The sequence below is a fragment of the Nocardia sp. NPDC024068 genome (assembly GCF_040638875.1).
Classification (GTDB): Bacteria; Actinomycetota; Actinomycetes; order Mycobacteriales; family Mycobacteriaceae; genus Nocardia.
Map to the genome: position 1 here is coordinate 106,657 of NZ_JBEZYU010000012.1, position 21,507 is coordinate 128,163.

Genomic DNA, 21,507 nt, shown 5'->3' on the forward strand with positions numbered 1-21,507 from the left:
CATGGCAAAAGCTATGTGCCCGGGGTCGTTCGATCCGGTGACCAACGGCCATCTCGACGTGTTCCGGCGGGTTGCCGAACAGTTCGACGAGGTCGTGATCACTGTGCTGATCAACAAGAAGAAACAGGGCATGTTCTCGATCGACGAACGGATCGAACTGCTGCGCGACGCCACCGCGGACCTGTCGAACGTGCGGGTCGCATCCTGGGAGGGGCTGACGGTCGACTTCGCCCGGGAACAGGGCATCACCGCCATCGTCAAGGGTCTGCGCGACGCCGGGGATTTCGGCTACGAACTCCAGATGGCGCAGATGAACAAGAAGCTCGCCGGGGTGGACACCTTCTTCATCGCCACCAATCCGGCGTTCAGCTATCTGTCCAGCTCTCTTGTCAAGGAAGTGGCCGCGTTCGGCGGCGAGGTCACCGATATGCTGCCGCCGCTGGTCCACAAACGGCTACTCGACCGGCTCGCCGAGCGCGCGGGCTGACCCGGCCCGCTCCCGCTGCGCGGTGACCTCCCGCGCCCGGCGCAGCGGGCGGAACACCAGGCCGCGCAGTGCCAGGAATCGCAGGCCGCCGACGGCGGCGCTGATCGCCAGCACGGCCGCCGCCTGTGCCGGTTCGGCCAGGTCCGGTTCGAGAACCTCCAGAGTGGCGAGTGCCGCGGTGCTGATGCCCAGGCCGAGAAGCGCCAGGCCACCGCCCTCCCACTGCGCGGTGAACCAGCCGACCCGTTCGGCCGCGTGGAAGGTGAGCCGGCGATGCAGTTCGTTGGCCAGAATGGTGCTGATCACCGAGCCGACGATATTGGCAAGCAGCGTCCCGGCCCCGGTGAGGCTCAGGAAGAGCAGCACATAGGAGATATTGCTCAGGCCGCCGACCAGGGCGAACCGGATCAACTGAGGGAACGCGCGGTCGCCGCGCAAGTACCGCATCAACCGCTGCCGCCAGGCGCCGCGCGCGAACGGTTCCGGCCATTCGAGATCCAGATCCCCGGCGTCCAGTGCCCGGGAGGAGGGCAACTGCAGGATGGTCATGGGCGGTTCCGATCGGGCAAGGGATGTCTGTCCCGCCGTGGTGCGGCGGGTCTTCTACGAATTTAACACCAAGCGGAGAACACGTCTCCAGTTGATTGTCCGGAATCGCCGAAATCACGTCGAACCGGCGACACACCGAAAGTAGGTTCGGCACAGCCACCGGCCCGGGGCACACTGGGAACGGCGTGATATCTCGCCGATCGTCAGCAGGAGGACAGTGAGCATGTACCGGGTATTCGAGGCGCTCGACGAACTGGTCGCCATCGTCGAGGAAGCACGCGGGATCCCCGCGACGCGCAACTGCATCGTCCCGCGTCCGGACACCCTCGACCTGCTCGACGATGTCCGCGACGCGCTGCCCACCGAGATCGACGACGCCCAGGATGTACTCGACCACCGGGACAAGATCGTCGACGACGCCCGCGGCCTCGCCGAGGAAACCGTGCGGGCAGCCGACGAGCAGGCCGCCGGTACCGTCGCCGACGCCCGCGCCGAAGCCGACCGGATCCTGGCCGAAGCGAAGGCCCACGCCGACCGCATGGTGTCCGAGGCCACCGCCCACGCCGACCGGCTGGTCGATACCGCCACATCCGAGGCCGAACGGCTGGTCGCCGACGCCAAGGCCGAACACGAGGCGGTGACGGGCCGGGCCCGGGTGGAGGCCGACCGGATGGTGGAGGCCGGGAAAGCCGCCTTCGACCGCTCGGTCGCCGACGGGCAGGCCGAACAGCGGCGGCTGGTGGAGGACACCGAGGTGGTCCGCGCCGCGCACGCGGAATCGGCCCGGCTCATCGACACCGCGCACGCCGACGCCGACCGGATGCGGGCCGACTGCGACCACTACGTCGACAGCAAACTCGCCGAATTCGAGGACACCCTCGGCGGCGCGCTGCGCACCGTCGGCCGCGGCCGGCAGCAGCTGCGCAACGGCGGCGGAGTTCCCGACTACGCCTCCGAGTTCCGCAGGTAGAACAGCCGGCGGTTTGGGCCGCAACCCGGGTGTCACGTACTGTGGGGTGGTTGCCTGCCGATTCCGGCACGAACCCAACAATCCGAACGAACCCGAGTGGAGTTTTCGATGTCTGCCGATGCCACCGCGCGCTCGCGCTCCGGTGCACGACGTGCACACGGTGCGGGGTTCGTGCTGGATGTACGCAGCCTCGGTCGCGCCCCGGGATCGATGCGCGAACTGGCGCGGACGGTCACCACGACCGAACGGCTCGGGCTCGATCTGATCGGTGTGCCGGCCGGCTCCGAGGTGGAGCTGGACCTGCGGCTGCAGTCCGTCTCCGAGGGCGTGCTCGTCACCGGCACCCTGACCGCGCCGCTGGAAGGCCAGTGCTCGCGTTGCCTGGAGCAGTTCACCGATTCCGTCGAGCTGTCGCTCACCGAGCTGTTCGCCTATCCGGACAGTGCCACCGATCAGACCTCCGAAGACGACGAGATCTATCGGATGAGCGACGACCTCATCGACCTGGAACCCCTGGTCGTGGATCAGCTCGGCCTGGAGCTGCCACTGCAGCCGCTGTGCACTCCGGATTGTGCGGGACTGTGCCCCGAATGCGGTGTTCGGATGGCGATTGCAGGATCCGATCACGGGCATGAGATACTTGATCCCCGCTGGGCCGGGCTGGCGAAATTCGCCCCCGGATCGCCCGGCAGCGGCAGCCCCGACGAGGGTGCGGCCACCGGAGATCGTTCCACCGAGACAGCACGTAACAGTACAGAGGAGAAGTAGTCGTGGCCGTTCCCAAGCGCCGGATGTCCCGTTCCAACACCCGGTCGCGGCGCAGCCAGTGGAAGGCCGCCGCTCCCACCCTGATCACCTGCCCGAACCGGGCCTGTGGTCAGAAGACCCCGCCGCATATCGCGTGCCCCTCCTGCGGTACCTACAAGGGCCGCCAGGTCGTTTCGGCCGTCTGATCCCCGGTCTACCGTTGACCGCGGGCAAGGACGAATCCGGCGAGCAGAGCGATCATGTGGGCCTGCTCGCCGCACTCGGTGTCGAGATCCGGCCCGATCTGCTGCGCCTGGCACTGACGCATCGCTCGTACGCGTACGAGAACGGCGGCCTGCCGACCAACGAGCGGCTGGAATTCCTCGGGGATTCGGTTCTCGGCCTGAGTATCACCGAGCGGCTCTATCACGAGCACCCGGAGAAATCCGAGGGTGAGCTGGCAAAGTTACGCGCCAGCGTCGTGAACATGCACGCGCTCGCCGAAGTGGCCCGGGATCTGGGCGACGGCGGCCTGGGTGTGCACCTGCTGCTCGGCAAGGGCGAGGAGCTCACCGGCGGCCGCGACAAGCCCAGCATCCTGGCCGACGGGATGGAGTCGCTGCTCGGCGCCGTCCATCTCGAGCACGGGATCGATGTGGCCCGCGAAGTCGTGCTGCGGCTGTTCGCCGATCTGCTCGAGCGTGGACCTCGGATGGGTGCGGGCCTGGACTTCAAGACCAGCCTGCAGGAACTGACCGCCGAACGCGGTCTCGGCGTGCCCAGCTACGAGATCACCTCGACCGGCCCCGATCACGACAAGGAATTCACCGCCACCACGGTGATCGCCGGTGATGCCTACGGCCAGGGTGTCGGGCGCTCGAAGAAGGAAGCCGAACAGAAGGCGGCGGGCGCGGCCTACCGCGCGCTGACCGGCGAATCCTGAATGCCCGAACTTCCCGAGGTCGAGGTGGTACGCCGCGGCCTGACCCAGCACCTGTCCGGGCGGACCGTCGAATCGGTGACCGTCACCCATCCCCGGTCGATACGCCGCCATATCGCGGGCGCCGCGGATATGGCGGCCCGGCTCACCGGATTGTCGGTGGCCGCCGCCGAACGCCGGGGTAAGTATCTGTGGCTCACCTTCGACGAACCGGGCGGTGACCCCGCCGACGACGCGTTGGTCGTGCATCTGGGGATGAGCGGGCAGATGCTGGTGCAACCGGCGGGCGCTCCGGTGGAGAAGCACGCGCATATCCGCGCGACCCTCGACGACGGCCGCGAATTGCGTTTCGTCGATCAGCGCACCTTCGGCGGCTGGGTACTGGCCCCGCTCGTCATGGTGGACGAGACGCCGCTGCCCGATCTGCTGGCGCATATCGCGCGGGACCCGCTGGACCCGCACTTCGACGACGAGGCCGTCGTCACCACCTTGCGGGCCAAACGCACCGAGATCAAACGGGTGCTGCTGGATCAGACGGTCGTCTCCGGGATCGGCAATATCTACGCCGACGAGGCGCTGTGGCGATCCGAGGTCCACGGCAATCGCGTCGCCGCCACGTTGACCAGGCCCAGGCTGCGTCGCGTGCTCGCCGAGGCCCGGGCCGTGATGCGGGATGCGCTGGCCGCGGGCGGGACGTCCTTCGACGCGTTGTATGTCAACGTCAACGGCGAATCCGGCTACTTCGAGCGGGCGCTGGCGGTGTACGGGCGCGGTGACCGGCCGTGCCCGCGCTGCGGGGCGCCCATCGTGCGGGAGAAATTCATGAACCGCTCCTCGTACTCGTGCCCGCGGTGCCAGCCACCGCCACGACGCCGATAGTCCCTCGCTTCTGTGTCTCCGAGGCCCTCGCCTCGGAGCCCGTCGCGCGTTACGGTTTGTTTCGGGGCAAGATCACCCCGGTCCGTCTGGGAGGGACGCCATGCGCAAGCTCACCTACTACGTCGCCGCCACCATCGACGGGTTCATCGCGACCGAGGACGGGTCGGTCGATTTCTTCCCGGTGGGCGGCGATCACGGACCCACGATCACCGCCCAATACCCGGAGACGCTGCCGTCGAAGGTGCGCGAGACGCTCGGTATCGACAGGCCCAACGCGAACTTCGATACGGTGATCATGGGCCGCCGAACCCACGATTTCGGGGTGCGTACCGGCACCGCCAGCCCGTACGCGCATCTGCGGCAGTTCGTGGTGTCGACGACGCTGCCCGCCGCTCCCGATCCGGCCGTGGAACTCATCGCGGCCGATCCGCTGGCCCGGGTCCGGGAACTCAAACGGGAGAAGGGTCTCGGCATCTGGTTGTGCGGCGGCGGGGAACTGGCCCAGGCGCTGCTCCCGGAGATCGACCAGATCTACCTGAAGCTGTATCCGATCGTGCTCGGCCGGGGACGGCCGCTGTTCGGCGCCGGCCCGCGGCTTCCCGAACCCGCGCATTTCCGGACCATCACCAGCCAGGTCTTCGAGGACGGTGTCGCGTTCGTGAAGTACGCCCGGAGCCGCTGACCCGTGGCCGGTGCCGGACCCGACACCACCGCGCAACCCGCGCCCGGGCCGGTCGCGGCCCTGCGCGAGATCGGGTTCTGGCTGGAACGTGCCCGGGAGCAGACCTACCGCGTCAAGGCCTACCGGCGGGCCGCAGACATCCTGGCCGCCCTCGGCGACGACGAACTGGACCGCCGCCGGGCCGCGAACAGCTGGCGGGAACTGGCCGGGATCGGGCCGAAGACCGCGACGGTCATCGAGGAGGCGTACGCGGGCCGGGTGCCACGGTATCTGAGCGAGCTGCGCGCGGCGGCGACGCCGATCGGGCCGGACGGCGCCGCGGTCCGGCAGCGGTTGCGCGGTGATCTGCACACCCATTCCGACTGGTCCGACGGCGGCAGCCCGATCGCGGAGATGATGGGCTGTGCCGCCGCCCTGGGCCACGAGTACTGCGCGCTCACCGATCATTCGCCCCGGCTCACCGTCGCGAACGGATTGTCCGCGCAGCGGTTGCGGCAGCAACTGGAGGTGATCGCCGAGCTCGCCGCCGAGCTGGCGCCGTTCCGGATCCTCACCGGGATCGAGGTCGATATTCTCGACGACGGTTCGCTGGATCAGGACGCCGAACTGCTCGAACAGCTCGATATCGTCGTGGCCAGCGTGCACTCCCGGCTGCGCGACGATCGCGACACGATGACCCGGCGGATGGTGTACGCGGTGGCGAACCCGCACGTGGATGTTCTCGGTCACTGCACCGGACGGCTGGTCGAGGGCGGTCGCGGTACCCGGCCGGAGTCGGATTTCGATGCCGAGATCGTGTTCGAGGCGTGCCGCCGGTACGGGACGGCGGTCGAGATCAACAGCCGGCCGGAACGCCGGGACCCGCCGTCGCGGCTGCTGCGCCTCGCCGACGAGATGGGCTGCGATTTCGCCCTCGACACCGATGCGCACGCCCCCGGCCAGCTGGACTGGCAGGGCTACGGGTGCGCCCGGGCCGCGGCCTGCGGGATCGACCCCGGCCGGATCGTCAATACGCTGCCGGTGGACGAACTCCTGGAGTGGACACACATATCCGGCGGCTGACCGGGCCGATGCCGGCCGGGTGGGAGCGCGGTCCCGGCCGGTGGCCGGAGATACCGGGTTCAGGCCTGTAACGCCTCCTCGACGCTGTGATAGAGCGCAAGAAACTCTTCCAGCCCGGTGATCTCGAGCGGGCGAATCACCGGCCGGTTGTGGTCGACGGCGATCCGCAGCGGCTGCCGGCGGTTCTCGGCGGCCCTGGCGGCTTTGAGCAGGGCGCTGAGGCCGTGGCCGCCCAGGAATTGCACAGTGGTCAGATCCAGCACGCAGAACCCGCCGCGGGTGTGGTCCAACCCCGTACGCACCGCCTGCACCAACTGGTGGGCGGTCGCGTGATCTACTTCTCCGTGCACCACCACGACCGCGACCTCGCCGGCCATCCGATGCTCGACCTGTAGTCGGGAAACCGGTGACGCATCATCGCCTTCAGTCACCTTTCACAGCTTATCCCTCGGCAACCAGGCTGTTTGCTGCGCCCACCCCTGACGTCCGAGGTGGTATTCCCAGTTCAGCGCACTGCCGTATTCGCGTCGCGTCGCACCGGGTCGCCCTCGGGGTGTGCCCGTGCATCCACTGGATTCCGGCGTGCGGGACGAGGTGGTGGCCGAGGCGCGGCGGTTGCTCGTATTCGTGGGTGGGGACCCCGACGGCGAGATCATGTTCGCCGGGTGAGCGTGGCCCGCGGGCGGCGCGGGTGTCCGGGTGATGAACGCTGACCGAACATTCGCCGGGTGCGCGCGGTTTCGGTGGTCGCTGGCCAAAGATGAAGGCCACAGGGATGTTTCGGGGAGGGTAGCTGCCGGTGGGTGCACTGCTGTTCAATATCGTTCTCCCGCTCGCCGGTATCGCGATCCCGGTGGGCGCGTTCTTCTGGGAATTCGTCTTCGTCGGCCGGAAGCGGCTCGGCTGGCGGGTGCAGATGGATACCCCGGTCACCGGGGAAGCCGATTCGGGGCATGCGGGAGCGCTGCGGCATCTGCGGCAGACCGACGAGGGCCCGGACCGCAATCTGCAGGATCTGTCGGTGGTTCTGGTCCGCATCGAGAACAGCGGCGCCACCACCATTACCGCCGCCGACTACGTCACGGCGGCGAACGGCCGGGCCGGCCTGCATCTGCTCTTTCCCGACCGCAGGGTGATCGGGATGGCGGTCACCGAACTCAGTGATCCGGGCCTTGCGGTGTGTTTCGAGCCGGAATCCGGCTTCGCGCACCGGGAGTTACCCGGACCGCAGCGCGTCGGCGTGATCGACCTGCCGAAGGTGCCGCTCAACCGTTCGCAGCACTACAAGATCCTGGCCACCCTGGAACGCACCGCGGGCTCCGGCGAGTATCCCGACCCCACGATGCAGGGCGTGGTGACCGCGGGCGGTGTCGCGCAAACCCGTGGCCGCACCGGCGTCTCGATGCTCATGGTGGCACTCGTCGGATTCCTGGTGACCGTGATCGCCGCGATGACGGTGATCGATATCGCGGAGCCGCAACCCGCCCCCGCCGGATGCGCTACCGGCGCGCTCACCGTCGTGGGCTCCACCGCGTTCGAGCGGGTGATCCGGGACGCCGGTGAACGCTACGAACGAACCTGTCCCGGTTCGGCGTTCGAGTACGGGTTCGAGGGCAGCGAACGCGGCATGGCGGCGGTGGCGGACGAAAAGGGCCGTGACGGAACGCTACTGGCGATCGGTGACGCACCCAAAGATGGGGGCTACCCCTCGCTGGTGCCGCGGCCACTGGCGCTATCGCTGTTCAGTGTGGTCGTGCACCCGGACACCGGGGTCCGCGATCTGACAGCGGCCCAGATCCGGGATCTGTTCCTCGGCCGGGTCACCAACTGGCAACAGGTGGGTGGCGCCGATCGGCCGGTGCGCGTCGTCAACCGCTATCCCGGATCGGGCAGCCGGTGGAACCTGGAAACCCGGCTGCTCGACTCCGCGCAGCAGCTCGAAGCCGGTATCACGTGCAACGAGCTGCGGCGCGGCGCCGGACCCGGTCGATGCCAGACGCTGACCACCGGCGATGTGCTCGCGGAGGTCACGCAGACCAGCGGTGCGGTGGGGTACAGCGAGAGCGCCGACGCCGCCGATACCGACGGCGTGGTGAGCGTCACGATCGGCGGTCGCCCCGCGACCCGCGAGGAAGCCGCGGGCCGCGCCTACCCGTTCTGGGGCGTGGAGTACGCGTTCTCCCACGGGGACTTCGCGCCGGGTTCGCTCGGGGCGAGCTTTCTGCGGTTCCTCACCGCCGAGGCCGGTCAGGACGTGATCCGGGCGTACGGGAACCTGCCGTGCGCGGAACTCGCGGATCCGTCGTGGTGCCGGCCCGGTCCCTGAGAACAGCAGCCGGCCGCAGGTCCGCACCGACGTGCGCGACGGCACCTGCGGTGGGGCGTAAAGATCGCGCAAGCAGCCGGTTTTTCCCTGCGGAACGCGGGTAGTTTCACTGCGCGGCACCGTAGTGGCGGCCGGAGACGCCGGTCCCGCGCGATGCGTGAGGGAAAGGACGACCATGTCCGTGGTGGCGTGTGCGTTGATCGCCGTTTTCGTCGCCGGGCTCCTGCTGCTGCGGTTCGCCGCGGCGGTATCACAGGCCCGGGAACAGCGTCCGGTCCGGGTGCCGGTCCGAGCGCCGCGGCCGTCGCGCCGGCGTTGACCGGCGCATAGGCGGGGTTCATGGCCCGCGACCGGGGGATGGCAGGATCGCAGCATGGCTGAAGACACCACCTCGGCGCCGGTGGGCGATACGTCCCCCGCCGTCGCACCCGGTCCGACCACGCTGTGGGTCGAGCGGACGGGTACCCGGCGCTATACCGGTCGTAGTTCCCGCGGTGCGGAAGTGCTGGTCGGCTCCGACGGCGTACCGGGGGTCTTCACACCCGGTGAGCTGCTCAAGATCGCGCTGGCCGCGTGCTCGGGAATGAGCTCGGATTTCCCGCTGTCGCGCCGGCTCGGTGACGACTACGACGCCACCATCCGGGTCTCCGGTGCGGCCGACCGCGAGAACGAGGTCTATCCGCAGCTCGATGAGGTGTTCGAACTGGACCTCAGCGAACTCGACGAGGCGGCCCGGGAGCGGTTGCTGGTCACGGTGCAGCGGGCCATCGACAAGGTATGCACGGTGGGGCGCACGCTGAAGGCCGGGAGCAAGGTGACGCTGTCCTTCGATATCGATACCGCCGACTGATATGGCCGGCGGCGATATCTCCGGCGACGCGGACCCGGTGCGGCTGAGCGCCTGGGTGCACGGTCTGGTGCAGGGTGTGGGCTTCCGCTGGTGGACCCGGTCCCGGGCACTCGAACTCGGGCTCACCGGTCAGGCCACCAATGCCGCGGATGGCCGGGTGCACGTCATCGCGGAGGGGCGGCGCGCCGCGGCGGATCGGCTCCTGGCTCTGCTGCGGTCGGGGGAGACGCCCGGCCGGGTGGATCTGGTGGTGGAATCCTGGGAGCCCGGGCGCGGCGGGTTCACGGGATTCGTCGAACGCTGAGTTACCGCGCTCGCGGCGACCGTCCTGCCGCCTCGGTGTGGGAGGCCGGGGCCCGGAAATCCTTGACATTCCATTGTGGAGGTAGGATTCTGGATTGTGTTCCACAGTGGAATGTGGGTCGACCTCTAAGGGGAACACTATGGAGATCTCGACGGGAACCCGGGCCTCCGACGCCGAACGTGATCGCATCGTGGGGGAGCTGGGCCGGCATCTGGGCGAGGGCCGCCTCGACCTGACCGAATACGACCAGCGGGTCGCGCAGGTCTACCGGACCACCACCCGCGAAGACCTGCAGCAGGTCCTGGCGGATCTGCCCGCCCCGTCCACACCGGCGCCGCGCCGTCGCCGCCGGCGCTTCCCGATCTGGCAGCGGATCGAGGCGAGCGCCTGGCTGTCGGTGAGTGTGCTGGTACTGGTGATCTGGGCCGCCGTCTCACTCGGCGTCGGTGCCTTCACCTACTTCTGGCCCATCTGGGTCATCGGCCCGTGGGGCGCGGTGCTGGCAGTCCGCGCGGCAACCGGTATCGAAGCGGGCGCCTGCCATGGCCGTAAGGCATAACGGCCGGTAGCCTCGGCCCTGATTCCGCACCGCGGCCCGAAGACCGGATCCCCGGGACATACCGGCAATCGATCGGCCACGGCCGGTGCGCCGAGTGGGGGCACGGCGACGCGGACCTATACGATGACTGATCGGCCTGGGTGAGGCGGACAGTTCATGGAGGCGGAAAGGGTCGTCGGCGTTGCACCTGAAGAGCTTGACGTTGAAGGGGTTCAAGTCCTTCGCGTCCGCGACGACTCTGCGATTCGAGCCCGGAATCACCTGCGTGGTCGGCCCCAACGGCTCCGGGAAATCCAATGTCGTCGACGCGCTCACCTGGGTGATGGGTGAACAGGGCGCCAAGGCGCTGCGCGGCGGCAAGATGCAGGACGTCATCTTCGCCGGTACCACCGGCCGCGCGCCGCTGGGACGTGCCGAGGTCACCCTGACCATCGACAATTCCGACGGTGCGCTGCCGATCGACTACGCCGAGGTCTCCATCACCCGCCGGATGTTCCGCGACGGCGCCGGCGAATACGAGATCAACGGCAACACCTGCCGCCTGATGGATGTGCAGGAACTGCTCAGCGATTCCGGTATCGGCCGGGAGATGCATGTCATCGTCGGACAGGGCCAGCTCTCGGCCATTCTCGAATCGCGGCCGGAAGACCGGCGGGCCTTCATCGAAGAGGCCGCCGGTGTGCTCAAACACCGCAAACGTAAAGAGAAGGCCGTCCGCAAACTGGATGCCATGCAGGCCAACCTGGCCCGCCTCACCGACTTGACCAGCGAATTGCGCCGCCAGCTCAAACCATTGGGCCGTCAGGCCGAGGTCGCACGCCGCGCCCAGACGGTGCAGGCGGACCTGCGCGACGCCCGGTTGCGCCTGGCCGCCGACGATCTGGTGACCCGCCGCGGCGAACTGGAGAGCCAGCAGAGCAAAGAGGCCTACGCGCGCGAACAGCAGATCACCGTGCAGAGCGAACTCGACGCCGCCCAGGCCGCGCTGGCGCAGCAGGAATACGAACTCTCCCGGCTGACCCCCAGCGCCGAGGCGGCCGGGCAACTCTGGTTCCAGCTGTCGGCGCTGGCCGAACGGGTGAACGCGACCATTCGAATCGCCCGCGATCGGGCCCGCCACCTGGACACCGCCGCTCCCACCGGAACCGGTCGCGATCCGGCACAACTGGAGGCCGAGGCCGACCGGGTCGAGGCCGAGGAGGCCGAACTCCGCGAGACCGTGGAGATGGCCACCGAAACCCTGGAGGCGGCCCGCGACGCGCTCGCCGACCGGGAACACGCGGCGAAGGCCGCCGAACAGGCCCATCTGGCCGCGGTCCGCGCGATCGCCGACCGGCGCGAGGGCCTGGTGCGATTGTCGGGCCAGGTGGACAACCTGCGCACCAAAGCCCAATCCGCGGACGCCGAGATCGTGCGCCTGTCGACCGCGCTCGCCGAGGCACGGGCGCGGGGGACCGCGGCCCAGTCCGAGTTCGACTCCGTCCAGGACGAACTCGTCGAACTGGATGCGGGCGAAGCCGGCCTCGACGCCCAGCACGAACACGCGGTCGAAGCGCTGGAGCTGGCCGACCGGCGGGTCACCGAACTGCGTGCCGAGGATCGCGACGCGGGGAAGAAGGTCGCCTCGCTGACCGCGCGGATCGAAGCACTCGGTATGAATCTGGCCAGCCGTGACGGTGCGGCCTGGCTCACCGAGAACCATCCGGCCGGGCTGCTGGGCCCACTGTCGGAACAGCTCCGAGTGCACACCGGATACGAGACCGCGGTCGCCGCGGTGTTCGGCCCGGTGGCCGAGGCGCTGGTCGCCGACAGCGGTGATACCGCGCTGAGTGCCCTGCGTGCCCTCGGCAAAGCCGACGGCGGGCGGGCCGCCCTGGTCTACGCGGGTTCCGGTGCGGCACCCGGCGCCGAACCCGGGGAGACGCTTCCTGATCCGGCCCGCTGGCTGCGGGATGTGCTCGACTGCCCGGACGCGGTGCATGCCGCGGTGGCCGCGCTGACCCACCGGGTCGCGGTGGTCCCGGATCTGGACTCGGCCGCCGCCCTGCTCGGCTCGCGCCCGGAGCTGCGGGTCGTCACCCGCGACGGGGATCTGGCCGGAACCGGCTGGCTGATCGGCGGGTCCGATCGGTCGCCGAGCCGGTTGGAGATACAGGCGCAGATCGACGCGGCCGAAACCGAACTGCGCGCCGCGCATCGCCGTGCCGAGGAGCTGGAGGCGAGTCTGGCGGGCGCGCTCGAGGAGCAGTCCGACCGCAAGGACGCGGTGGACCAGGCCCTGCTGGCCCTGCACGAATCCGATCAGGCCCTCAACGCCATCTACGAACGGCTCGGACGGCTGGGCGCGGCGGCGCGTAGCGCGCAGACCGAATCCGAGCGGGTCATCGGTCAGCGGACCGCCGCCGAAACCACGCGTGAGCAGACCCTGACCGCGCTCGCCGAACTCGAGGACCGGCTGCGTCACGCCGAACGCGAACAGGCCGACTCCGGCGGCGACGACGCCGGATCGGCCGGTACCGAAGTGGCGGCGCTGGCCCGCGAGGAGGCCGCCGCCGCACTGGCCGAGGCCCGGACGATGGAGGTGGAAGCGCGCCTGGCGGTTCGCACGGCCGAGGAGCGGGCCGAATCGGTACGCGGTAAGGCGGATTCGCTGCGCCGCGCCGCCCGGGCCGAACGGGACGCGCGGGCCCGCGCCGAACGCGCTCAGGCGGCCCGCCGCCGGGCAGCGGAAGTGGCCGCGGCGGTCGCCGAATCCGGTGCCGAACTCGCCTCCCGCCTGGAACAGGTGGTGGCCGCGGCGGGCGTCCGGCGCGACGATCTGGTGCGCCGGCGCACCGAATGCGCCACCGGGGTCGACCAGATCAAGGAGCGGGTCCGGGCCTTGGGCACCCAGCTCGGTCAGCTCACCGACGCGGTGCATCGCGACGAGGTCGCCAAGGCGCAGGCCGCGCTGCGCATCGAACAGCTGGAGGCGAATATCGCCGAACAGTTCGGTATCGCGCTCGACGATCTGATCGCCGAGTACGGTCCCGAGGTCGCGCTGCCACCCAGCGAACTCGAACTGCGGGAGTACGAGCAGGCCAGGGAACGCGGCGAAGCGGTCACCGCGCCCGCTCCGATGCCGTTCGATCGCGCCTCGCAGGAGCGGCGCGCCAAACGCGCCGAAAAGGATCTCACCACCCTCGGCAAGGTGAACCCGCTGGCGCTGGAGGAGTTCGCGGCCCTCGAGGAGCGCTACAACTTCCTGGCCACCCAGCTCGAGGACGTCAAGAAGGCCCGGCAGGACCTGCTCGACGTGGTGTCGGAGGTGGACGCGCGCATCCTGCAGGTGTTCACCGACGCCTACGCCGATGTGGAGCGCGAGTTCGTGCAGGTCTTCTCGGCGCTGTTCCCCGGCGGTGAGGGCCGGCTACTGCTCACCGACCCCGGCGATATGCTCACCACCGGTATCGAGGTCGAGGCCCGCCCGCCCGGGAAGAAGGTGAAGCGGCTGTCGCTGCTGTCCGGCGGCGAGAAGTCGCTGACCGCCGTGGCGCTGCTGGTCGCCATCTTCCGCGCCCGGCCCTCCCCGTTCTATGTGATGGACGAGGTGGAGGCCGCGCTCGACGACACCAACCTGCGCCGGCTCATCGGATTGTTCGAGCAGTTGCGGGAGAAGAGCCAGCTGATCGTCATCACCCACCAGAAGCCGACCATGGAGATCGCCGACGCCCTCTACGGCGTGAGTATGCGGGGCGACGGGATCACCCAGGTCATCTCGCAACGCCTGCGTGGGCAGGATCTCGCTTCCACCGGCTCCGCCGGCTGACCGCCCGGCCGCGGCCGGGACACCGCGGCGCCGGGGCCGCGGTGTTCACAGCAGATCGCTGACGTCGTCGGGCACATCCACCGCGTATTTGCGCAGGATCTCCATCGCTATCACTTCCAGGGCATTCTCATGGGTCGCCGCCAGCACCACCGGTGCGGCGACACCGTCCTCGTGCGCGTGCAACCAGCGCACCGCCACTACACACCATCTGTCCCCGGGCTGCAGGCCGGGGAAATTGTTCTCCGGACGCGGTGTGCTCAGATCGTTGCCGATGGACGCCTGGTGCTCCAGGAACTCGGCTGTGACGACCGTGCACACGGTGTGGCTGCCCAGATCCTCCGGGCCGGTGCTGCAGCAGCCGTCCCGGTAGAACCCGGTCAGAGGATCGGTGCCGCACTCTTGTAGCGGACCCCCAAGCACGTTTCGATCGGTCACATCGCCGATCCTATTGTCCTGTCGCGAGAAGTTCCGCAGGACAAGAAATCTCATCGGCTGTGTTCCGCGCCCTGAGCTGGGAAAGCGCTGGGTACACCCTTTTGCGCGGACGCCCCGCCGCGCGGGCCGGGCCGGGTCGCGGGTGGCCCGGTGGCCCTCTGCAAGGATGGTCGGCGTGAGTGCGCAAGCCTGGATTCTGATCGCAGTGATCGCTGCCGTACTGCTGGTCGCGCTCGTGGCCGGTTTCGTCCGGTACAAGCGCGGCCGCGTATCGCTGGCGCCGCCGGCCGGAAAGGAGGAACTCGCCGACCGCTCGGGTGGATATCAGGCGGCGGGTGGTTTCTCCTTCAGTCAGGGCGGGCAGGGGGCGACCGCGACCCCGGCCCGGCCGAGTCCCACTGAGCGGACCGATACCGAGGGGCAACCCCATATCGGCGACGATGCCGCCATCCCACGGGACGCGCCGCGCCGCGGTATCACCGACGTCACGCTGCCCGATACCGCCGAGACGGAGGCGACCGGTGCGACCACCGCGCCGCCCGAACCGGCCGCGGACGGGTCCGCGGATACGGCCGCACCGCAGGCTCCTGCCGAGGCGGGCGCCGGGGACGCGGGAACCGCCGCGCCGGCCGCGCCCGGCGAGAGCACGCCGGCCGCGGACACAACCGAATCCGCCGCCGAGGCGGCTTCCGGAACCACGACGCCCGCCACCGGCACCCCGGGCGAGGTGACTCCGGAAGCGTCGGCTCCGGAAGCGTCGACTCAGGAAACCCCGGCCCCGGAGACCGAGGCGCCCGCGAAACCACCGGCCGAGGCGGCGGCGGAGTCCTCCGGTGCGGCGGTGGTCGCTCCCGATACGGCGGCCGGCGCCCATCTGGTGCCCGAGGTCGAGGAGATCGAACCCACCTCGGGCCGGCTGACCCGGTTGCGCGGCCGGCTGTCCCGGTCCCAGAACGCGGTCGGCAAAAGCCTACTGGGCCTGCTCGGCGGCGGCGATCTGGACGAGGATTCCTGGGAAGAGGTCGAGGACACGCTGGTCCTGGCCGATATCGGCACCGCTGTCACCACCGTGATCGTGGAGCGGCTGCGCGAGGAGATGGCCGCGCGCAGTGTGCGCACCGCCGACGCGGCCCGGGCGGTGCTGCGCGATGTGCTCATCGAATCGCTGCGCCCGGATCTGGATCGTTCGGTGCGGGCGCTGCCGCACGCCGATCACCCCTCCATCCTGCTGGTGGTCGGGGTCAACGGCACCGGTAAAACCACCACCACCGGCAAGCTCGCGCGGGTGCTGGTGGCCGACGGCCGCCGCGTGCTGCTGGGCGCCGCCGACACCTTCCGCGCCGCCGCGGCCGATCAGTTGCAGACCTGGGGCGAGCGGGTCGGCGCGGAGACCGTGCGCGGGCGCGAGGGCGCCGATCCGGCCGCCGTCGCGTTCGACGCCGTGTCCAGCGGTATCGACACCGGGGTCGATGTGGTCCTGATCGACACCGCCGGCCGGCTGCACACCAAAACCGGGCTCATGGACGAACTGGGCAAGGTCAAGCGGGTGGTGGAGAAGAAGGCATCGGTGGACGAGGTGCTGCTGGTGCTGGACGCCACGGTCGGGCAGAACGGTCTCATGCAGGCCCGGATCTTCGCCGAGGTGGTCGATATCAGCGGCGTCGTGCTCACGAAACTGGACGGAACGGCCAAGGGCGGCATCGTCTTTCAGATCCAGCACGAACTCGGAGTCCCGGTCAAGCTGGTCGGACTCGGCGAGGGCGCCGACGATCTGGCCCCGTTCGAACCGTCGGCATTCGTGGACGCGCTACTCGGCTGATCCGAGACCCCGGCAGGTCTCTCTGCGGGAGACTCCCGGTACCGGCCGGGCGCCATCTCAGGAGGAAGCAACATACCTGAAACATTTCGGCGCGATCGATTCACCTAGGTGAAACACCAGAGCGTCACGGATGAAACACCGAATGAGCACCCTTCAGTAGCGGGCCCGATGTTGTGCGAACGGCGGGCCAGAAGATGAGGGAGGAAACTGGTGGAAACCGTGATCGGCGCGCCCAATGCCGGCGACACCGCATGGATACTGACGAGCGCGGCGCTCGTCCTGCTGATGACACCCGGCCTGGCGTTCTTTTACGGCGGTATGGTCCGGGGCAAGAACGTGCTCAACATGATCATGATGAGCATCAGCGCGATGGCCGTGGTCACTGTGCTCTGGGTGCTGTACGGCTTTTCGGTCGCATTCGGTACCGACAAAGGCGGCCTGCTCGGTGATCCCGGGCAGTTCTTCGGCCTGAAAACCCTGATCGCCGGATTCGGAGACGAATCCGCCGGCGTCCCGCTGATCGGGAACATCCCGGCGACGGTATTCGTCGCCTTCCAGGCGATGTTCGCGATCATCACCGTCGCCCTGATCTCCGGCGCGGTGGCCGACCGCCTGAAGTTCACCGCCTGGCTGGTCTTCTCCGGCATCTGGGCCACCGTGGTGTACTTCCCGGTCGCCCACTGGGTCTGGGGCGGTGGCTGGATCATGGAGAAGGTCGAGGCCATCGACTTCGCCGGTGGTACCGCCGTCCACATCAACTCCGGTGCCGCGGCGCTCGCGCTGGCCATCGTGGTCGGTAAACGCGCGGGCTGGCCGAAAACCCCCTTCCGCCCGCACAACCTGCCGTTCGTCATGCTGGGCGCCGCGCTGCTGTGGTTCGGCTGGTTCGGTTTCAACGCCGGTTCCGCGGCGGCTGCCGACGGTGTCGCCGGTGCCGCCTTCATCACCACTCTGGTCGCCACCGCCGCCGCGATGATCGCCTGGTTGCTGGTGGAGAAGGTCCGCGACGGCAAGCCGACCTCGCTGGGCGCCGCCTCCGGTATCGTCGCCGGCCTGGTCGCCATCACCCCGTCCTGTTCCTCGGTGAACGTTCTGGGCGCGCTGGCCATCGGCGCCATCGCCGGTGCGGTCTGCGCTCTGGCGGTGAGCCTGAAGTTCAAGTTCGGCTACGACGACTCGCTCGATGTCGTGGGTATCCACATGGTCGGCGGTATTCTCGGCACGGTGCTGATCGGCCTGTTCGCCGCTCCCGAGGCGCCCGCCGGCGCCAAGGGCCTGTTCTACGGCGGTGACCTCGAACTGCTGGGCCGGCAGGCGCTCGGTGCGTTCGCGGTGATGCTGTACTCCTTCGTGATCGCGCTGGTGATCGCGTACGCGATCAAGTTCACCATCGGCCTGCGTGCCGACGCCGAAGCGGAGTCCAACGGCATGGACGATTCCGAACACGCGGAAACCGCATACGATTTCGCTGCACTGGGTGGAACCGCACGTTCGGCCGGCAAGGAGGCATGAACCCCATGAAACTGATCACCGCAATCGTCAAACCGTTCACGCTCGAGGATGTCAAAACCGGTCTGGAGCAGGCGGGTGTCTTCGGGATGACCGTGAGCGAAGTGCAGGGTTACGGACGGCAGAAAGGCCACACCGAGGTCTACCGCGGTGCGGAGTACTCGGTCGATTTCGTCCCCAAGGTGCGGGTCGAGGTCGTGGTCGACGACAGTTCGGCCGACCGGGTCGTCGACCTGATCGTCGAAGCCTCGCGGACCGGCAAGATCGGTGACGGCAAGGTCTGGGTGACCCCGGTCGAGACCATCGTCCGGGTCCGCACCGGCGAACGCGGGACCGACGCGCTATAGCAGCGTCGCGTTGTCGCGACGGCGGGTGTAAACGACAACAGCGGCCCCGCTCCCACCGGACACCGGTCGGGGCGGGGTCGCCTGTGTGAACGGGTGGTGGTTTCGTTGGGTGAGATCCGGCAGGAACGGGAGCCCGAGGGGGCGCGGGGCAGGCGACCGGTAAAAGCGGCCGCCTTGTCCCAGGGCGCGGCCGATCTCGTGCGGGCCCGGGACCAGCTGCTCGGTGGTGGGCAGCCCCGGCATCCGCGGCTGGACGCGGAATCCCTGCGCGAGGCGCTGGTCGACCTGTACGAACTGTGGTTGACCGGCAAGGGCACCGAGGTGGGCATCACGCCGGACAGCGGGCTGGCGATCATGGCCGTCGGCGGTCTGGGCCGGCGCGAGATGCTGCCGTATTCGGATCTGGATCTGGTCCTGCTGCACGAGGATATGGACCCGAAACGGGTCGCCGAGATCGCCGACCGGCTGTGGTATCCGCTGTGGGACGCGCATATCAAACTCGACCACAGCGTGCGGACGGTGCCGCAGGCGCTGAAGGTGGCCTCCGACGACCTGGTCGCCGCGCTGGGCATGCTCGACGCCCGCCATATCGTGGGTAATTCCGAGCTCAGCGATCGGATCATCGCCGGTATCCGCAAGGATTGGCGCAGCGGGATCCGCGGGCGATTCGACGAACTCGTCACCGGAGTGCGCGCCCGATGGGAGCGCAGCGGTGAAGTCGCGCATCGCAGCGAACCCGATCTGAAGAGCGGTCGCGGCGGTCTGCGCGATATCCAGCTGCTGGACGCGCTCGCCATCGCCCAGCTCACCGATGCCATGCCCGGTCTGGGTCCGGATGCCCCGGGCGGCGGTCTGGCCCAGGCGCACCGGAGATTGCTCGACGTCCGCACCGAACTGCACCGGGTGGCCGGCCGGGCCCGGGATCAGCTGCGCGCCCAGGACGCCGACGAGATCGGCGCGGCCCTGCGGATCGGCGATCGCTTCGATCTCGCCCGCACCCTCAGCGATGCCGCGCGCACGGTCGTGTACTCGGTGGATGTCGGGATGCGCACCGCCGGCAACGCGCTGCCGCGCCGCGGCCTGGCGCGGCTGCGCCGGATGCCGGTCCGGCGGCCACTGGACGAAGGAGTGGTCGAACACGGCGGCGAGGTCGTGCTGGCCCGTGATGCCCGGCCGCAACGTGATCCGGGCCTGATCCTGCGCGTGGCGGCGGCCTCGGCCCAGACCGGTCTGCCCATGTCGGCGACCACGCTGAACCGATTGTCCGAGGACGCACCCGAACTGCGGGAACCGTGGCCCAAGGACGCGTTGAACGATCTGCTGGTGCTGCTCGGGTCCGGCCGCGGTGTCATCGACGCGGTCGAGGCATTGGACCGGACCGGCCTGTGGGGCCGGCTCCTGCCGGAATGGGGCGCGGTCCGCGATCTGCCACCCCGGGACGCCGTCCACATCTGGACGGTGGACCGGCATTCGGTGGAGACCGTCGCCTACGCGAGCGCCCTCAGCACCCGGGTGGCCCGGCCGGATCTGCTGGCGCTCGGCGCGCTGCTGCACGATATCGGAAAAGGCCGCGTCGAGGACCATTGTGCCGTCGGCGCCGAACTCGCCACCCAGATCGGGCGCCGGATGGGGCTGTGGCCGTCGGATGTAGAGATCCTCAGCGCGATGGTCCGTCACCATCTGCTGCTGCCCGACGTCGCCACGCACCGCGATATCGACGATCCCGCCACCGTGCAATACGTGGCCGACGCCCTCGACAACGATCCGAGGCGCCTCGAACTACTGCACGCGCTGGCCGAAGCGGATTCGCTGGCCACCGGCCCGGGAGTGTGGGGGGACTGGAAGGCGACACTGATCGGCGAACTGGTCCGCCGCTGCCGGACCGTCATGGCCGGTGAGGAATTGCCCGGACCCGAACCCATCCCGGAAGATCTGCTGGCCCGCGCCGCCGCGGGCGGGGTGCACGTCGAATTGGCCCCGGGCGACGGGAAATACACCCATATCGCCACCGTCATCGCCCCGGATACTCCGGGTTTGCTGTCGAAAACCGCCGGTGTGCTGGCCCTGCATTCCCTGCGGGTGCTCTCGGCGTCGGTAGGTGGAGCCGGGGAGTCGGCGGTCAACACATTCGTCGTCACCCCGACCTTCGGTGGCCCACCGGATGCCGGACTGCTGCGGCAGGAACTCAAACGGGCCATCGCCGGTGAACTCGACGTCCGGGCGGCCCTGACCGCCAAAGAACGCGACACCCCGGGTGCCGCCCGCTACGCCCAGGCCGAGCCCCGGCTCATCTGGGCGGAAACCGCCGTTGCGGGCCAGGCGATCCTGCAGTTGCGGGCCGAGGACCGGCTCGGGCTGCTGTGCCGGCTGGCCGATGTACTGGCCGCCATGGCCGCCGACGTCCGCTGGGCGAAGGTGGTCACCATGGGCTCGTTCGTGGTGGACGTCTTCGGTGTCGACCTGGGCGCCGATTCCGGCCCGCAACGGCGCGCGGAGCTGGAATCGGCGCTGCTGCAGGAGGTGCCGCGACCGGCGCCGCGTAAACCCCCGGAGGAAGGAAAGGACCGGTGACCGAGCAGAAGGTCACCGTTACGCGTCGATTGCCCACCGTTTGCCGTTAGGTCGGGGGCGGCGGCCGATCCGGGCCCTAACATTCCGGAAGTCAGCTGTCGCGCTCACGAGGGGAGCAGGTCGGTGGCAATCCAGGTAGTGACTTCGTCGATCATGACCAGCGATATGACCCCTCATATCGCCCGATGCGTAGGCGACGCCTACTGGGTGGTGACCTGGTTGCCCGGCCGGACACTCACCGAACCCCAGGCGATGGCCGCGATGAACGTCGCCGCCGCCGTCGCCTCCAACGGGCTGCCACCCGACGACGACTGGTCGCGGCTGGACTCCCTGGCCCGCCAGCTCGGCCTCACCGGCCGGGAAGCGGCCTACCTGGTAGCCGTCGAACAACACGATTACCAGCGGGGTTGAGATTTGGATCGGCCCTTCCAAGGAGGGGGAGGTGGGTTGAAGCGGCCCCTCCGCGAAGGAAGGGTTCGGAGCGACCACTCTGCCGAGGGTTGGGGAGGTGGGTTGAAGCGACCCCGCCGCGAAGAGGGGGTTCGGATCGGCCCCTCCGCTAAGGGTCGGGCTGTAATTTTGGAGGCGCTCCGCGCCTCGAGGGTGGGGCCCTATTAACCCGGTTCTTCACTCCCGCCGGTCAGTCGCTGCGCTCCCTCCCTC

The 21,507-nt window shown here is 69.2% G+C and carries 22 protein-coding genes; 19 read left to right on the forward strand and 3 right to left on the reverse strand.

What is annotated here, in order from left to right:
- Position 1: 1 nt before the first annotated feature.
- Positions 2-487, forward strand: a complete 486-nt coding sequence (gene coaD / locus AB0F41_RS13650; RefSeq protein WP_357423433.1) for a pantetheine-phosphate adenylyltransferase — start codon at positions 2-4, stop codon at positions 485-487.
- Here the strand turns inward: coaD and AB0F41_RS13655 are convergent.
- The gene (locus AB0F41_RS13655) at positions 455-934 is read right to left on the reverse strand and encodes a GtrA family protein (RefSeq protein WP_357423471.1); all 480 of its coding nucleotides are present in this window, start codon (positions 932-934) and stop codon (positions 455-457) included. The genes coaD and AB0F41_RS13655 overlap by 33 nt on opposite strands.
- 325 nt (positions 935-1,259) lie before the next feature.
- Between AB0F41_RS13655 and AB0F41_RS13660 the strand changes: the two genes are divergently transcribed.
- The 7 genes from AB0F41_RS13660 (at position 1,260) to AB0F41_RS13690 (ending at position 6,316) form a co-directional block, all read left to right on the forward strand.
- Complete coding sequence (locus tag AB0F41_RS13660; protein ID WP_357423473.1) at positions 1,260-2,006, forward strand: DivIVA domain-containing protein; 747 nt, start codon at positions 1,260-1,262, stop codon at positions 2,004-2,006.
- 108 nt (positions 2,007-2,114) lie between these two features.
- Positions 2,115-2,774 carry a DUF177 domain-containing protein gene (locus AB0F41_RS13665; protein ID WP_357423435.1) on the forward strand — a complete coding sequence of 220 codons (660 nt, stop codon included), beginning with the start codon at positions 2,115-2,117 and terminating at the stop codon, positions 2,772-2,774.
- A gap of 2 nt (positions 2,775-2,776) precedes the next feature.
- Entirely contained in the window at positions 2,777-2,959 is a 183-nt protein-coding gene (rpmF, locus tag AB0F41_RS13670) for a 50S ribosomal protein L32 (RefSeq protein ID WP_039825884.1), read from the forward strand.
- A gap of 14 nt (positions 2,960-2,973) precedes the next feature.
- Positions 2,974-3,696, forward strand: coding sequence for a ribonuclease III (rnc, locus tag AB0F41_RS13675; protein WP_357423437.1), 723 nt, complete (start codon positions 2,974-2,976; stop codon positions 3,694-3,696).
- Positions 3,697-4,572 (forward strand): bifunctional DNA-formamidopyrimidine glycosylase/DNA-(apurinic or apyrimidinic site) lyase, encoded by an 876-nt coding sequence (gene mutM, locus AB0F41_RS13680; RefSeq protein ID WP_357423439.1) that lies wholly within the window; start codon positions 3,697-3,699, stop codon positions 4,570-4,572. It abuts the gene before it with no gap.
- Between the two features lie 100 nt (positions 4,573-4,672).
- Positions 4,673-5,254: a dihydrofolate reductase family protein gene (locus AB0F41_RS13685; protein ID WP_357423441.1), complete on the forward strand. Its 582-nt coding sequence runs from the start codon at positions 4,673-4,675 to the stop codon at positions 5,252-5,254.
- A 3-nt stretch (positions 5,255-5,257) separates the two neighbouring features.
- Positions 5,258-6,316: a PHP domain-containing protein gene (locus AB0F41_RS13690; RefSeq protein WP_357423443.1), complete on the forward strand. Its 1,059-nt coding sequence runs from the start codon at positions 5,258-5,260 to the stop codon at positions 6,314-6,316.
- Positions 6,317-6,375: 59 nt separating this feature from the next.
- On the opposite strand, the gene AB0F41_RS13695 is transcribed toward AB0F41_RS13690, so the two are convergent.
- Entirely contained in the window at positions 6,376-6,747 is a 372-nt protein-coding gene (locus AB0F41_RS13695; RefSeq protein ID WP_357423445.1) for an anti-sigma factor antagonist, read from the reverse strand.
- 368 nt (positions 6,748-7,115) lie between these two features.
- Here AB0F41_RS13695 and AB0F41_RS13700 point away from each other — a divergent pair, with 368 nt between their 5' ends.
- From AB0F41_RS13700 to smc, 6 genes are all read left to right on the forward strand, one after another.
- Positions 7,116-8,642: a substrate-binding domain-containing protein gene (locus AB0F41_RS13700; protein WP_357423447.1), complete on the forward strand. Its 1,527-nt coding sequence runs from the start codon at positions 7,116-7,118 to the stop codon at positions 8,640-8,642.
- 175 nt (positions 8,643-8,817) lie between these two features.
- Positions 8,818-8,961, forward strand: coding sequence for a hypothetical protein (locus AB0F41_RS13705; protein WP_357423449.1), 144 nt, complete (start codon positions 8,818-8,820; stop codon positions 8,959-8,961).
- A gap of 54 nt (positions 8,962-9,015) precedes the next feature.
- Positions 9,016-9,492, forward strand: coding sequence for an OsmC family protein (locus AB0F41_RS13710; RefSeq protein WP_357423450.1), 477 nt, complete (start codon positions 9,016-9,018; stop codon positions 9,490-9,492).
- Position 9,493: 1 nt separating this feature from the next.
- A complete protein-coding gene (locus AB0F41_RS13715) occupies positions 9,494-9,796 on the forward strand; it encodes an acylphosphatase (RefSeq protein WP_357423452.1) in 303 nt (100 codons plus the stop codon).
- 139 nt (positions 9,797-9,935) lie between these two features.
- Positions 9,936-10,355 (forward strand): DUF1707 domain-containing protein, encoded by a 420-nt coding sequence (locus AB0F41_RS13720; RefSeq protein ID WP_357423454.1) that lies wholly within the window; start codon positions 9,936-9,938, stop codon positions 10,353-10,355.
- 181 nt (positions 10,356-10,536) lie between these two features.
- Positions 10,537-14,163, forward strand: a complete 3,627-nt coding sequence (smc, locus tag AB0F41_RS13725) for a chromosome segregation protein SMC (protein WP_357423457.1) — start codon at positions 10,537-10,539, stop codon at positions 14,161-14,163.
- Positions 14,164-14,208: 45 nt separating this feature from the next.
- On the opposite strand, the gene AB0F41_RS13730 is transcribed toward smc, so the two are convergent.
- Positions 14,209-14,598, reverse strand: a complete 390-nt coding sequence (locus AB0F41_RS13730; RefSeq protein WP_030521801.1) for a DUF2237 domain-containing protein — start codon at positions 14,596-14,598, stop codon at positions 14,209-14,211.
- Between the two features lie 166 nt (positions 14,599-14,764).
- Between AB0F41_RS13730 and ftsY the strand changes: the two genes are divergently transcribed.
- The 5 genes from ftsY (at position 14,765) to AB0F41_RS13755 (ending at position 21,255) form a co-directional block, all read left to right on the forward strand.
- Positions 14,765-16,417 (forward strand): signal recognition particle-docking protein FtsY, encoded by a 1,653-nt coding sequence (gene ftsY / locus AB0F41_RS13735; RefSeq protein ID WP_357423459.1) that lies wholly within the window; start codon positions 14,765-14,767, stop codon positions 16,415-16,417.
- A 222-nt stretch (positions 16,418-16,639) separates the two neighbouring features.
- Complete coding sequence (locus AB0F41_RS13740) at positions 16,640-17,929, forward strand: ammonium transporter (RefSeq protein WP_357423475.1); 1,290 nt, start codon at positions 16,640-16,642, stop codon at positions 17,927-17,929.
- 5 nt (positions 17,930-17,934) lie between these two features.
- Positions 17,935-18,273, forward strand: a complete 339-nt coding sequence (locus tag AB0F41_RS13745; RefSeq protein ID WP_357423477.1) for a P-II family nitrogen regulator — start codon at positions 17,935-17,937, stop codon at positions 18,271-18,273.
- 174 nt (positions 18,274-18,447) lie between these two features.
- Entirely contained in the window at positions 18,448-20,844 is a 2,397-nt protein-coding gene (locus tag AB0F41_RS13750) for a [protein-PII] uridylyltransferase (RefSeq protein ID WP_357423479.1), read from the forward strand.
- A gap of 123 nt (positions 20,845-20,967) precedes the next feature.
- Positions 20,968-21,255, forward strand: a complete 288-nt coding sequence (locus AB0F41_RS13755) for a hypothetical protein (RefSeq protein WP_357423461.1) — start codon at positions 20,968-20,970, stop codon at positions 21,253-21,255.
- The last annotated feature ends 252 nt before the right edge of the window (positions 21,256-21,507 follow it).